Source organism: Mycobacterium sp. NTMscope_Eco_3 (genome assembly GCF_976985685.1).
Map to the genome: position 1 here is coordinate 5,803,426 of NZ_CDRJYZ010000001.1, position 12,216 is coordinate 5,815,641.

12 protein-coding genes are annotated in these 12,216 nt (G+C 69.2%); 7 read left to right on the forward strand and 5 right to left on the reverse strand.

Annotated features, from left to right (window positions below; all coding sequences use genetic code 11):
- The first annotated feature begins 69 nt into the window (after positions 1–69).
- The 4 genes from dacB to hpt are packed head-to-tail and all read left to right on the forward strand — an operon-like array spanning position 70 to position 4,110.
- Positions 70–1,455 carry a D-alanyl-D-alanine carboxypeptidase/D-alanyl-D-alanine endopeptidase gene (gene dacB, locus AC0KTM_RS27170; protein ID WP_225326191.1) on the forward strand — a complete coding sequence of 462 codons (1,386 nt, stop codon included), beginning with the start codon at positions 70–72 and terminating at the stop codon, positions 1,453–1,455.
- Positions 1,452–2,507: a zinc-dependent metalloprotease gene (locus tag AC0KTM_RS27175; protein WP_225326192.1), complete on the forward strand. Its 1,056-nt coding sequence runs from the start codon at positions 1,452–1,454 to the stop codon at positions 2,505–2,507. The genes dacB and AC0KTM_RS27175 overlap by 4 nt, the downstream gene beginning before the upstream one ends.
- Positions 2,486–3,448, forward strand: a complete 963-nt coding sequence (gene tilS / locus AC0KTM_RS27180) for a tRNA lysidine(34) synthetase TilS (RefSeq protein WP_225326193.1) — start codon at positions 2,486–2,488, stop codon at positions 3,446–3,448. Before AC0KTM_RS27175 ends, tilS begins: the two co-directional genes overlap by 22 nt.
- Before the next feature lie 50 nt (positions 3,449–3,498).
- Positions 3,499–4,110 (forward strand): hypoxanthine phosphoribosyltransferase, encoded by a 612-nt coding sequence (hpt, locus tag AC0KTM_RS27185; RefSeq protein ID WP_225326194.1) that lies wholly within the window; start codon positions 3,499–3,501, stop codon positions 4,108–4,110.
- Between the two features lie 29 nt (positions 4,111–4,139).
- Here hpt and AC0KTM_RS27190 read toward each other — a convergent pair whose 3' ends face one another.
- Entirely contained in the window at positions 4,140–4,883 is a 744-nt protein-coding gene (locus tag AC0KTM_RS27190) for an SIMPL domain-containing protein (protein ID WP_225326195.1), read from the reverse strand.
- Positions 4,884–5,303: 420 nt separating this feature from the next.
- On the opposite strand from AC0KTM_RS27190, the gene AC0KTM_RS27195 reads away from it, so the two are divergent.
- Both AC0KTM_RS27195 and AC0KTM_RS27200 read left to right on the forward strand, forming a co-directional pair.
- Complete coding sequence (locus AC0KTM_RS27195) at positions 5,304–5,603, forward strand: PE family protein (protein WP_225326196.1); 300 nt, start codon at positions 5,304–5,306, stop codon at positions 5,601–5,603.
- Between the two features lie 11 nt (positions 5,604–5,614).
- A complete protein-coding gene (locus tag AC0KTM_RS27200; RefSeq protein WP_472417216.1) occupies positions 5,615–6,853 on the forward strand; it encodes a PPE family protein in 1,239 nt (412 codons plus the stop codon).
- A 4-nt stretch (positions 6,854–6,857) separates the two neighbouring features.
- Here AC0KTM_RS27200 and AC0KTM_RS27205 read toward each other — a convergent pair whose 3' ends face one another.
- From AC0KTM_RS27205 to AC0KTM_RS27220, 4 genes are read right to left on the reverse strand one after another with little or no spacing between them, the layout of a single operon-like run.
- Positions 6,858–8,441 carry an HNH endonuclease signature motif containing protein gene (locus AC0KTM_RS27205; protein WP_472417218.1) on the reverse strand — a complete coding sequence of 528 codons (1,584 nt, stop codon included), beginning with the start codon at positions 8,439–8,441 and terminating at the stop codon, positions 6,858–6,860.
- A gap of 33 nt (positions 8,442–8,474) precedes the next feature.
- Entirely contained in the window at positions 8,475–9,488 is a 1,014-nt protein-coding gene (locus tag AC0KTM_RS27210; protein ID WP_225326199.1) for a zinc-binding dehydrogenase, read from the reverse strand.
- Complete coding sequence (locus tag AC0KTM_RS27215) at positions 9,488–10,675, reverse strand: LLM class flavin-dependent oxidoreductase (protein ID WP_225326200.1); 1,188 nt, start codon at positions 10,673–10,675, stop codon at positions 9,488–9,490. The genes AC0KTM_RS27210 and AC0KTM_RS27215 overlap by 1 nt, the downstream gene beginning before the upstream one ends.
- A complete protein-coding gene (locus tag AC0KTM_RS27220) occupies positions 10,675–11,655 on the reverse strand; it encodes an alpha/beta fold hydrolase (RefSeq protein ID WP_472417580.1) in 981 nt (326 codons plus the stop codon). The genes AC0KTM_RS27215 and AC0KTM_RS27220 overlap by 1 nt, the downstream gene beginning before the upstream one ends.
- A 51-nt stretch (positions 11,656–11,706) precedes the next feature.
- On the opposite strand from AC0KTM_RS27220, the gene AC0KTM_RS27225 reads away from it, so the two are divergent.
- Positions 11,707–12,120, forward strand: coding sequence for a VOC family protein (locus tag AC0KTM_RS27225; RefSeq protein ID WP_472417220.1), 414 nt, complete (start codon positions 11,707–11,709; stop codon positions 12,118–12,120).
- Positions 12,121–12,216: the final 96 nt, after the last annotated feature.

The window sequence follows — 12,216 nt, forward strand, 5'->3', positions numbered from 1 at the left end:
CTCTGCTACACCCTAGTCGAGCCCATCGCCGCCGATTCGGCAGAATGGGTTCAAACAGTCAGGAGAGTGATGGCCCGTACTCGCTGGCAAAAATCCACCCCAGTGTTCATCGGGTTGGGCGTGCTGGCGTTCGTCGCTGCCGTGGTGGTGGCGGCAACGTTTTTCACCACGACCGGGCATGGCGCGGGCAGTGCGCGCGCTCCGATCCCGGCTCCGCACGCACCCACGGTCAAGCCCGGCATGGTCCCGGTGAGCGATACCGCCGAGTTGCCCAGCGGCCCGGGCGTGAGCGCAGCGCTGGCGCCGGTGGCGGGCGACCCCAACCTGGGCAGGCTGGGCGGCCGGATCACCGACGCCAGCACCGGCAAAGAGCTGTGGCAGGTGGCGGACGACATGCCGCTGGTGCCGGCGTCGACCAACAAGGTGTTGACGGCGGCCGCCGCCCTGCTGACGTTGGACCGCCAGGCCCGGATCAGCACCCGGGTGGTGGCCGGCAGCCAAAACGCCCAGGGCCCCGTCGTGCTGGTGGGCGCCGGCGATCCGGTGCTGTCCGCCGCACCGCCCGGGCAGGACACCTGGTACCGGGGCGCGGCCCGCATCAGCGACCTCGTCGAGCAGATCCGGCGCAGCGGCGTGACCCCGACCGCGGTGCAGGTGGACACCTCGGCGTTCAGCGGGCCGACGATGGCGCAGGGCTGGGATCCCGCCGACGTCGACAACGGCGACATCGCGCCGATCGAGTCGGTGATGATCGACGCCGGACGCATCCAGCCGACCACGGTCAACTCCCGGAGGTCCCGGACGCCGGCGCTGGATGCCGGCCGCGAGCTGGCCAAGGCGCTGAACCTCGATCCCGCCGCGGTGACGATCGCGACGGCGCCGTCCGGAGCGCGCCAGCTGGCCGTCGTGCAGTCGGCGCCGTTGGTGCAGCGCCTGTCCGAGATGATGGACCACTCCGACAACGTGCTGGCCGAATGCATCGCCCGTGAGGTGGCCGCCGCGATCAACCGGCCGCGCAGCTTCGCCGGTGCGGCCGACGCGGTCACCAACAGGTTGAGCACCGCCCACGTCGACACCGCGGGTGCGGCGCTGTTGGATTCCAGCGGGCTCTCGGTCGACGACCGGCTGACGGCCAAGACGCTCGACGGGGTGCTGCAGGCCGCCGCCGGGCCGGACCAGCCGGCGCTGCGCGCGCTGCTGGATCTGCTCCCGATCGCCGCCGGCAGTGGCACGCTGGGCGACCGGTTCGTCGACGCCTCGACCAGCCAGGGCCCCGCCGGCTGGTTGCGGGCCAAGACCGGCTCGCTGACCAACATCAACGCGCTGGCCGGGGTGCTCACCGACCGCAGCGGCCGGGTGCTCACCTTCGCGTTCATCTCCAACGACGCGGGCCCGACCGGCCGCAACGCGATGGACGCGCTGGCGACCAGGCTCTGGTTCTGCGGGTGCTCATGACGCCGGCGCCGGACCTGACGCTGGGCACCGCGGTCGACTGGCAATTCGCGGCCACGGTCGGCCGGCGGCTGGCCCGGCCCGGCCCGCCGTCCAGCGACTACACCCGGCGCCAGGTGATCGACGAACTCGTCGGCGCGGCGGCCAACGCCGAACCCCTGGTCCGTGAGGTCACCGGCCTGGTCGCAGGTGGCGCCGTGCCCGCCGCCCGCATCGTCGACCGCCCGGAATGGATTGCCGCCGCGGCCGAGTCGATGCGGGTGATGATGAACGGCGCCGAGAAGCCACGCGGATTTCTCACGGGCCGGATCACCGGCGCGCAGACCGGCGCCGTCCTGGCCTACGTCTCCTCGGGGATCCTCGGCCAATACGACCCGTTCGCCGGCGATAACGGGGCCAGGGCCGGCAGCCTGCTGCTGGTGTACCCGAACGTCATCGCCGTCGAGCGGCAACTGCGGATCGACCCGTCCGATTTCCGGCTGTGGGTGTGCCTGCACGAGGTCACCCATCGGGTTCAGTTCACCGCCAACCCGTGGCTGCCCGACTACATGTCGGAGGCGCTGGGCCTGCTCACCCGCGACGCCGGCGACGACCTGGGGGAGGTGGTGAGCCGGCTCGCCGACTATGCCCGCAATCGCGGCAATCCGGCCTCGGACGCCAACTCGGCGGGGATCCTCGGTCTGGTGCGGGCGGTCCAGTCCGAGCCCCAGCGCCACGCCCTGGATCAGCTGCTGGTGCTGGGCACGCTGCTGGAGGGCCACGCCGACCACGTCATGGATGCCGTCGGGCCGATGGCCGTGCCGTCGGTGGCCACCATCCGCCGCCGCTTCGACGAGCGCCGCCACCGCAAGCAACCGCCCCTGCAGCGCCTGCTGCGCGCACTGCTGGGACTCGACGCCAAGCTCAGCCAATACACCCGTGGCAAGGCGTTCGTCGATGACGTCGTGGGCCAGGTGGGGATGGCGCGATTCAACGCCATCTGGACGGGGCCCGAGACGCTGCCGCAGCCCAACGAGATCGAAGAGCCCCGGCGATGGATCGACAGGGTGCTGTAGGCCGGCTGCGCGCGGCGGTCGAGGCGTTCATCAAGACGCATCTGGCCACCGTCGACCAATGGTGCGTGGCCCTGTCCGGTGGCCCGGATTCGTTGGCGCTCACCGCGGTGGCGGCCCAGCTGCGACCCACCGCCGCGGTGGTGGTGGACCACGGCCTGCAACCCGACTCGGCCGACGTCGCCGAAACCGCCCGGGCGCAGGCCATGGAACTGGGATGTGTTGCGGCGCAAGTGGTTCGGGTGCAGGTCGGCAGCCAAGGCGGTCCGGAAGCGGCCGCGCGCGCCGCCCGCTATGCCGCGCTGGCCGCCTACCATGACGGCCCGGTGCTGCTCGGCCACACGCTCGACGACCAGGCCGAGACGGTGCTGCTGGGGCTGGGCCGGGGGTCCGGGGTGCGCTCGATCGCCGGGATGCGCCCCTACGATCCGCCGTGGTGTCGGCCGTTGTTGGGGGTCCGGCGCGCGGTGACGCACGACGCGTGCCGGGAGCTGGGCCTGACCGCGTGGCGCGATCCGCACAACAGCGACCGCCGCTTCACCCGGACCCGGCTGCGTGCCGAGGTGTTGCCGCTGCTCGAAGACGTGCTCGGCGGGGGCGTCGCCGAGGCGCTGGCCCGCACCGCGACCGCGTTGCGGGAGGACAACGAGTTGATCGACACCCTGGCCGCCCGGGCGCTGCCCGACGCCAAGGAGGGCCCGGGGCTGCGGGTCTCGGCGCTGGCGACGCTGGACGCGCCCGTTCGGCGCCGGGTGATCCGGGCCTGGCTCCTGGCGGGCGGCGCAACGGGGCTGACCGACAAGCAGATTCGGGGGGTCGACGCCCTGGTCACCGGATGGCGCGGCCAGGGCGGGGTGGCGGTGGGGTCGGCCCTGCCCGACGAGCGGCTGTTCGCGGGCCGCCGGGACGGCGTTTTGACGCTGTGGCGCGAACCGGTCCACTGACCGCAATATCGGGGCCGCCGTTGGTTATCCGCCCGTCGGCGTGGCACTCTGTGGGCGTGGCCCAGATCTCCTCGGCGATCACCCCCGCCCAGCCCGCGGAGCTCTACCCCGGGGATATCAAGTCTGTCCTGCTGACGGCGGAGCAAATTCAGGCGCGGATCGCCGATCTCGGCCGCGAAATCGGGGAGAGCTACCGCGACGCCGCGAGCGAGACGGGCCAGGACCTGCTGTTGATCACCGTGCTCAAGGGCGCCGTGATCTTTGTCACCGACCTGGCCCGCGCGATCCCGGTGCCCACCCAGTTCGAGTTCATGGCCGTCAGCTCGTACGGCTCATCGACGTCCTCGTCGGGGGTGGTGCGCATCCTCAAGGACCTGGACCGCGACATTCAGGGCCGCGATGTGCTGATCGTCGAGGACGTCGTCGACTCGGGCCTGACCCTGTCCTGGTTGCTGCGCAACCTCAAAACGCGGCATCCGCGGTCGCTGAAGGTGTGCACGCTGCTGCGCAAGCCGGACGCGAAGGGAGCCCACGTCGACATCTCGTACGTGGGCTTCGACATCCCGAACGACTTCGTCGTCGGCTACGGCCTCGATTACGACGAGCGCTACCGCGACCTGTCCTACATCGGCACCCTGGACCCCAGGGTCTACCAGCAGTAGCTCGCGGCGATCGCCGCCATCCGGCTGCGTCAGTCCAGCTCCCACACCGCGCTGACCGAGAAGTTCACGGTCTGCTGGCCGGGCTCGAGCGGGACCATCGACGGCATGGCCCGCGGCGTCGGCGGCCCGACCGGCGGGGGGTTGCCGGTGGCCTCCGAGATGGACAGCACCCGGCCCAGCCGGAGCCCGGACAGCTGGGCGTATTGCTCGGCGCGGCTCTTGGCATCGTTGAACGCCCGCGCGCGGGCGTCCTTGACCAGCTGCGAATCGTCGGCGATGGAATAGCGGACCGACCTGATCCGGGTGGCGTCGCCCCCCGTGCCGACGATGAGGGCCAGCAGCCGCGACGCCGCATCGGGCGGGTGGATCTTGACGGCGACGGCGTTGGTGGCGCGGTACCCGGTGATGTCGGCCGTGCCGCTGGGTCCGGGGTTGTTGTACTGCGGCGCCAGGGTGACCTCGGTGGTGCTGATGTCCTTGTGGTCGACGCCGGCGCCGAGCAGCGCGTTGAGGACCGCCTGCTGGCGGTCGTTGGTCTGGTTCATGGCGGTGGTGACGTCGGGGGCGGTGAATTCGATACCGACGTCGGCGGTCAGGGTGTCCGGGGCGCCCTGAACTTGCCCGGTACCCAAAACCGTTACCTGCCGGGGGTTCGCGCCCGGGCGTGACGGGCGGGGTTCGTCGCACGCCGACGCCGCGGCGACGGTCAGGCAGGCCGCGGCCACCGCAATCGATCGGCGGACAAAACTCGAGGCGTTGGTTGCGACCGGCATGCCTGGCACCCTAGCCGCTGGGCCGTCGTCCGTGTGGCGGAGTCCTGTGTCGGCGCGCGGCGGCATGGCCGGCGCCCCAGGCCCCGCCGTCGGATCCAGCCGATCGTGGTCGCGAATTACCTTGTGCGACGGCATGTTTAGCCCCGAATCCTGAGCCAGCAAAGCTAGGCGGACGCGTATGCGCGCTCATATAGGAACATATATGACTCCAATCATATTGGATTATAGCGAGATTCATGCCGAATCCAAAAGTGGCAGCGTTTGTGGCCAGCTAAATGAATAGTTGTCCAACCGGCCATGAAATAGCGGCCCGCAGGCTGTCATCATCCGAGGTCACCGGCCTAACGTGACGAGCGTCGAACTCGGTGCCGGTGACGGGCGCCGAAAGCTGGTTAATTGAAAGGGTTTTGAGGACTCACCATGTCGTTTCTGATGGCACAGCCGGAAATACTGGATGCGGCTTCGCGTGATCTGCACGGCATCAATGCCGCAGTGCAGGAAAACAATTCGGCGTTGATCGCGACGACGACCGCGGTGGCCCCCGCCGCCGCCGATGTGGTGTCGATATTGACGGCCGCACGGTTCTCCCGGCACGGACAGCTCTTCCAGGAGATCAGTGCGCAGGCAGCTCTGATGCGAGAGCAGTTGGCGACGACGCTTGGCATCAGCGCCGGTTCGTACGCCGCCACGGAATTGGCCAACGCCGCCGCGGTCGGTTAGGCGAGGACCCGATGCTGGACTTCGCGCAGTTACCGCCGGAGATCAACTCCGCGCTGATGTATTCGGGGCCCGGTTCGGGGCCGCTACTCGCCGCCGCGGCGGCCTGGAGTGGATTGGCCGCGGGCCTGCATTCCGCGGCATCCTCGTATGGGTCGGTGATCGCGGGCCTCGAGGGCGGACCATGGCAGGGGCCGGCCGCGGCATCCATGCTCGCCGCGGCCGTGCCGCAACTGGTGTGGCTCAGCGGCACGGGTGGGCAGGCCGAACAGGCGGCGCATCAAGCCGTGGCGGCGGCCGGTGCCTACGAGGCGGCGTTCGCCGAAACGGTGCCGCCACCGGTGATCGCGGCGAACCGGGCGTTGCTGATGGAGTTGCTGGCGACGAACTTCCTCGGGCAGAACACCCCGGCGATTGCGGCCACCGAGGCGCAATACGGCGAGATGTGGGCCCAGGACGCTGCCGCGATGTACGAATATGCCGGCGCCTCGGCGGCGGCGTCGACATTGCCGGCGTTCGAGTTGGCGGCGCCCACCACGAACCCGACCGGCGTCGCGGGTCAGGCCGCTGCGGTGGCCCAGGCGGCCGGCGCCACCGGCAGCAACAGCGGGCAGGGCCTGGACGCGGTGCCCCAAGCCCTTTCGGCGCTGGCGGGGTCGACGAACACGTCCCCGTCGTCCGCCAATCCCACGCTGTCCTTGGGAGGGATCGGCCTGAACCCGGAGGGCGATGGGATCGTCGTCGGGGGTCCGCTGGGTGACCTGTTGGAGGGACTGACCGGGTCGCAAACCTTGGACGCCAGCACGCCTTTTGACGCGTTCATCCGATTGATTTCGCCGACGCGGTTGTTCACCACCGCGTTCAAGGACATCCAAAGCCTCGCGCAGGGCTTCATGCCCGCCGCGAAGTCCGCCGCCGAGGGCGTCGCCAAGGCCGCAGAAGCGGCCCTTCCCGCCGTTTCGGGTGCGGGCCTGGGCTCGATCGGCGCAATCGGCGGAGCCGTCGGCAAGGCGGCGTCGATCGGCGGGTTATCGGTGCCCGCCGCCTGGGCGAGCGCGGCCCCGGCACCGACGGTCGCCGTGGCGCTCAACGGTGCCTCCGCCGCGGGGGCCGTCGAACGTGCCACGAACGCGGTGGGCGGGGTGCCGATGGTGCCCGCCGCCGGGGCGGGGCGCGGCGTCGCGGCCCACTTCGTCACTCCCCGATACGGTTTCAAGCCCACGGTCATCGCGCAGCCCCCCGCGGGTGGGTGATGCGTCAGAAGGGTGGGTCGTCGGGTAGGGGCTGCAGGGTGGGTTGGTCGGGTTCCCAGTCGGGGGGCAGTTCTTCGGGTTCTCGGGGGTCGTTGACCCAGGTGCAGTAGGGGCTGGTACTCGGTGTTCCCTTGAACAGGAACAGCATGTCGCGCATGTGGTTTCGGAACTTGCGTGCCGCGATTTCGTCTTTGCGGTCCTGTTCGAGTCGACGGCGGGCCTCGTTGATCGGGCGCTGCTCGCGATTGTGGGTGCGCGCCTGGGTGATTCGCGCGCTGCGCTGCCGGGATCGGCTGCGTCGTCTCGGCTCGGGGGCGGCGCAGGCCGGGGCGCGCGCCGCCGGAAACAAATCCGCACCCGCCGGCGAGGTCCGATAGGTGTTGCCGGTCGGCGAGGCCCAGATCACGGTTCCATCGGCCAACTGTTTGTCGCGCCAGCCCCCGAAGGTTTTGAGCCGATGATGCTGGCGGCACAGACATTTCAAGTTCTCCGCGACGGTGCGCCCACCCGCCCGCGGATTTTGATGGTTGAACGGAATGGTGTGGTCGACATCGCAGATCATCGCCGGGCGGGAGCATCCGGGGAAGCGGCAGGTGAGATCGCGGCAGCGCACGAACCGCTCCAGCGCCGCCGACGGTTGATAGCGCAAGGCCTCGACCGGACTGGTCACCGGGTTGGCCACCAGCACCGACGCGGCGGCCGCCAACCGGCGCACCTGATCGGCATCGATGACGCCATAGCCCTCCAGATAGCCGGGCTCAGCCCCATCGGCGTAGACGGTCTGCTCGCCGGCCACCACGTTGACGACCACCCGCGCCCCGGTCGGCTCACCTTCGCGAGCGTGCTCGCCGGCCCGGGTGGGGCAGTCGGCTTGTCCACACGCACAACCCAACCCGCGGCCGTCGGCCAGCGCCGACAGTGCGTCGGCGCGGCGCTGATCCATCGTCCGTGGATCGGCCGGGCACACCTGCTTGGCGAGTTGGGACAGCCGGCGATCAAAGGCCGTCGCGGCGGCGGCCGCCACCGAACCGCGGATCTCGGCCATCCCGTTGTCCGCGGCGCTGATGGCGACGTAACGGTCCTCCTCGGCGGCCACCCGACGCTCCCGGGCGGCGTCGGGATCGGCGACCCGCACCGCGGCATCAACCGCGTTGACGATCCGCTGCCGCGACCAACTGTGCCAATTCCCGATCCGGGCGGCCAACGACTCATCGAGCGTGGCGATCACCTCCGGGTCGGTGACCAGATCGGTGCGGGTGATGACCAAACGCACCGTGCGCCAATCCGTTCGCCCCTCGGCCAACAGCGCCGCCACCCGTGGCAGGCGGGTATCGAGCGCCTCGGCGTGCGACACCAGGAAACTGGCACCCATCGCAGACAGGTTCATCACCGCGGCGACCTCGGCGGCGGTCTGCTCGAAGCTGTCGATCTCGGCGTACTCCCGATCGGCCCCGTCGGCAGTGGCCACCCGATGCCGCAGCAGCGCCGCCACCGCCGCCAACCGCCGCGCCACCAGCATCGACTCCTCCCGATACGTGGACTCGATCAGCGCCACCAGAGCGGCGGGATCCGACGGTACTTCGAACATGCGTTCGATTATAGGTGGCCCCTCCGACAATTTTCAGGGAGTGACGAGAACCTTGCAGTGCCGCTCGGGGTCGGCCAGGTCGTCGAAGGCCGCGCCGACCGCATCCAGGCCCACCTCGCCGGTGATCAGCGGGCTGACGTCGATCTCACCCTCCGCCAGCGCGCGCAGCGAGTCGCCGAACTCGTCGGGTGTGTAGGCGAGCACGAATTGCACGTTGATCTCTTTGGCGATCGCGAAGAACGGATGCACGGTGTCGGGTTGCATGCACACCCCGGCGACCACCAGGCGGGTGCCCGGCCGCGCCCGGAGCATGACGTCGTCGATGATGCCGGGCACCCCGACGGCCTCGAACACCACCGCGGGCTTGACGGTGTCGAAGGGCGAGCCCTGCGCCGGATCCAGCGTCTGGTGGGCTCCCATCGCGGTGGCCAGCTCGCGCCGCTTGGGCGAAAAGTCCGACGCCACAATGGTTTCGACGCCCTTGGACCGAAGGGCGGCGACGATGGCGATCCCGATCGGGCCGCAGCCCAACACCAGGGCCGTCTCGCCCGGTGCGATGTTGGACTTGTTGACGGCGTGCAACCCGACCGCCATGGGTTCGGTGAGGGCCGCGTGTTTGAAGTCCAAGCCGTTGGGGATGGGCAGCAGCAGCGGCGCCGAAAGCAGCATCCGTTCGGCGTAGCCGCCGATTGTGCTGTTGCTGTACACAATCGGCTCGACTCCCTTGGCGGACAACAGCACCGGCAGCGACGTGACCAGCGTGCCCGGTGGATGTGTCTCGGTGTCGGGACCGGCTTCGAGTATCTCGGCACTGAATTCGTGCCCCATGAAGATGTCGTGGTTCAGGTCGACGTGCATGCTCCCCGCGCCGCCCGCCGCCCGATCGGTCATTTCCAACACCTGGGCGCCGTGGGCGGCGAAATGCAGGTCGGAGCCGCAGATTCCGCACGCCCGCACGCCGACGAGCACCTGGCCGGCTTCGGGTATCGGGTCGGGCACGTCGTCGCGGTAGACCATGCGTCCGTCGCGCAATACCGAGGCGCGCATCAGTGCACCGCATCTTTCTGTTCGTCGACGTGCTCGGTGATGGCTTTGACCACGGCCTCGCCCGCCCGGCCGATCAAGTGGTCGCGCTTGCCCTTGGCCCAGTCGTGGGATGCGCGGGAGGCTTCGAGTTGGCGTTTGAAGTGGGGAATCACCTTGCGCGCCATCAGGTCGTAGCAGTGGTGCGTCGCCTCGGGTGAGGCCCAGTCGTGGCCGAGCATCAGCAGGGTGCCGAAGCCGCCGGAGCGGTCGAGCAGGTCCTCGATGTGGGCGATGGCGTCCTCGGGCGTGCCGATGCAGCAATTTCCTTTGGCCGCATAGTCGGCGACGAATTCGTGTGGCGTCTGGGTGCCTTCGACACTGTTGGCCAACGGGACGAACCCGGCGGCGCCGAAGTAGTTGGCGAAATCCTGTAGCCCGTAGGTGCAATCGTCGATCGCCTGCTCGCGGCTGTCGGCGATGTGCATGATGCTCAGGACGCGCCAGTCGCCGCGGTCCGGCTCGTCGCGTCCGGCCTTGTCGGCCTGGTCGCGCACCACGTCCCAGGTGGTTTCCAGCGCCGCGTAGCCGCCGGGCACCGACATCGACAGCGACAGCAGCGAGGTGCCCAGCGCGCCGGCCAACCGCGGCCCTGACGGTGAAATCATTGCCGCCGTGGAGATTTCGGGATAGGGCCAGGTGTAGGGCCGGATATGTAACTGGGCGTCGCGCAGGGTGAACCAGTCGGAGTGGCGGTCGATTCGTTCGGTGGGTGCGGCGCGGAACAGCGCCAGGATGGCCTCGAGGGATTCCTGCATCATCCGTCGCTGATCGACGGGATCGATGCCCATCATGTACGCGTCCGACGGCAGCGCCCCCGGACCGGCGCCGAACATGACCCGGCCGCGGGTCAGGTGGTCCAGCAACACCCAGCGGTCGGCCACCATCAGCGGATGGTGATAGGGCAGCGACACCACTCCGGTGCCCAGCCGGATGTGTTTGGTCCGCTCGGCCGCCGCGGCGATGAATACCTCCGGGCAGGCGATCAGCTCGTAGCCACCGGAGTGGTGTTCGCCGAACCACGCCTCGTCGAACCCGAGCCGATCCAGCGCGACGACGCGTTCCATGTCGTATTCCAGTGCCACCGTTGGGGATTGACCGACCGGGTGAAATGGTGTGATAAAGACACCGAAACGCAGGGGCGCGCTCATCAAAGCTCCAATCCGTTGAGGAATTCCAATAACGCCGCGTTCACCTCGTCGGGGCGCTCCTGTTGCAGCCAATGCCCGGCGCCGTCGATCATCAGCTGCCGATACGGACCGGAAACCATCTCCGATGCGCGGTCGACGGGAGTGAAGGACAGGACAGGATCGGCCGTCCCACCGATGAACAAACACGGCACCGAGATCTTCACCCCGTCGAGTTCGGCGGTGGTTTCCCAGTTGCGGTCGAAGTTGCGATACCAGTTGAGCCCGCCGGTGAATCCGGTGCGGGAAAACTCGCCGATGTAGTGGTCGAGCTCGGCCTGGCTGATCCAGTCCGGCAGACCATTGGGTTCGGGAAGGCGTTCGATGAAGCCTTCCGGACCCGGGGCCGCCATCCGCAGCGCCGCGGCTTGGTCGCCCGACGTTCCTGCGCTGGCCATCATCCGGTGCAGGAAAAGCGCGGGAGCACCATTGAGTTCGGCATCTGCGACGCCGGGCTCCTGGAAATACAGGATGTAGAAGAAGTTCTCGCCGAATATTTTGCGCCACCTGGCCGTGGGGGCCGCCTTGGGCCGGGGCGTCACGGGCACGCTGAGCGCGGCGACGGCCGCGACCCGGTCGGGGTGCAGCAGCGGAGCGTTCCACACCACGGCCGCGCCCCAGTCGTGCCCGATCCACACGGCGCGCTCGGCGCCGACGTCGTCGAGCAGACCGACAAGGTCTGCGGTCAACTGGTGAATGTCGTACGCCTCGACGGCATCCGGGCGATCCGAACCGCCGTAGCCGCGCTGATCGGGCGCCAGCACGTGGTAGCCGGCTTGCGCGAGGACGTCTATCTGGTGGCGCCAGGAGTGGGCCAGTTCGGGAAAGCCGTGGGCCAGGATCACCACGGGTGCGCCGCGGTTGCCCGCTTCGGTCACCCGCAGCCGCACACCATTGGTATCTACTAACCGTTGGGTTGGGGGCACCGTCTCACCAAAGCACAACGGTTGCGGACTGAGAAGGGTCTCTTCGCCTCCGCGCAGCATAATTTGTGCATGCGATTGGACCACGTAGTTCTGTGGACGAAGGATCCGCGCGCGGCGATGGACTTCTACTCGAGGATCGTCGGCCTGACGCCGGTGCGGTTCGCCGAGTTCGAGGCCGGCGAGGCGCCCTTCCCGAGCGTGCGGGTTTCCGAGGACTCCATCATCGACCTGATGCCACTCGAGATGGCTTCCGGCGCGGCGTCGTCCGCGGTGGTCGAAGGGAGCGCCGGCCAACCGGTCAATCACGTCTGCCTTGCCCTGACGAAACCCGAATACGACGCCCTCGATGCGCGCCTGCAGGCGGCAGGCGTGGACACCAGCGTGCGGCTGCACCACAGCTTCGGCGCGCGGGGATGGTCGCCGCACACGTACTACTTCGCCGATCCAGACGGCAATGTCATCGAGGCCCGCTACTACGAGTGAGCCCGTCGGCCTGGGAACTGCCGATCGTTAACTGGACAGCCCGGCTCTGCCGGAGCTGGCGATCGCCACAGGGCAGATGGTGGCGACCCGCTTCGC

Bases quoted from the DNA above. Each gene is read 5' to 3' on its own strand.
- AC0KTM_RS27175 (WP_225326192.1), top strand. From the start codon at position 1,452: ATGACGCCGGCGCCGGACCTGACGCTGGGCACCGCGGTCGACTGGCAA.
- AC0KTM_RS27190 (WP_225326195.1), bottom strand. From the start codon at position 4,883: ATGCCGGTCGCAACCAACGCCTCGAGTTTTGTCCGCCGATCGATTGCG.
- tilS (WP_225326193.1), top strand. From the start codon at position 2,486: ATGGATCGACAGGGTGCTGTAGGCCGGCTGCGCGCGGCGGTCGAGGCG.
- AC0KTM_RS27210 (WP_225326199.1), bottom strand. From the start codon at position 9,488: ATGCGCGCCTCGGTATTGCGCGACGGACGCATGGTCTACCGCGACGAC.
- AC0KTM_RS27215 (WP_225326200.1), bottom strand. From the start codon at position 10,675: ATGAGCGCGCCCCTGCGTTTCGGTGTCTTTATCACACCATTTCACCCG.
- AC0KTM_RS27195 (WP_225326196.1), top strand. From the start codon at position 5,304: ATGTCGTTTCTGATGGCACAGCCGGAAATACTGGATGCGGCTTCGCGT.
- AC0KTM_RS27200 (WP_472417216.1), top strand. From the start codon at position 5,615: ATGCTGGACTTCGCGCAGTTACCGCCGGAGATCAACTCCGCGCTGATG.
- AC0KTM_RS27225 (WP_472417220.1), top strand. From the start codon at position 11,707: ATGCGATTGGACCACGTAGTTCTGTGGACGAAGGATCCGCGCGCGGCG.
- dacB (WP_225326191.1), top strand. From the start codon at position 70: ATGGCCCGTACTCGCTGGCAAAAATCCACCCCAGTGTTCATCGGGTTG.
- AC0KTM_RS27205 (WP_472417218.1), bottom strand. From the start codon at position 8,441: ATGTTCGAAGTACCGTCGGATCCCGCCGCTCTGGTGGCGCTGATCGAG.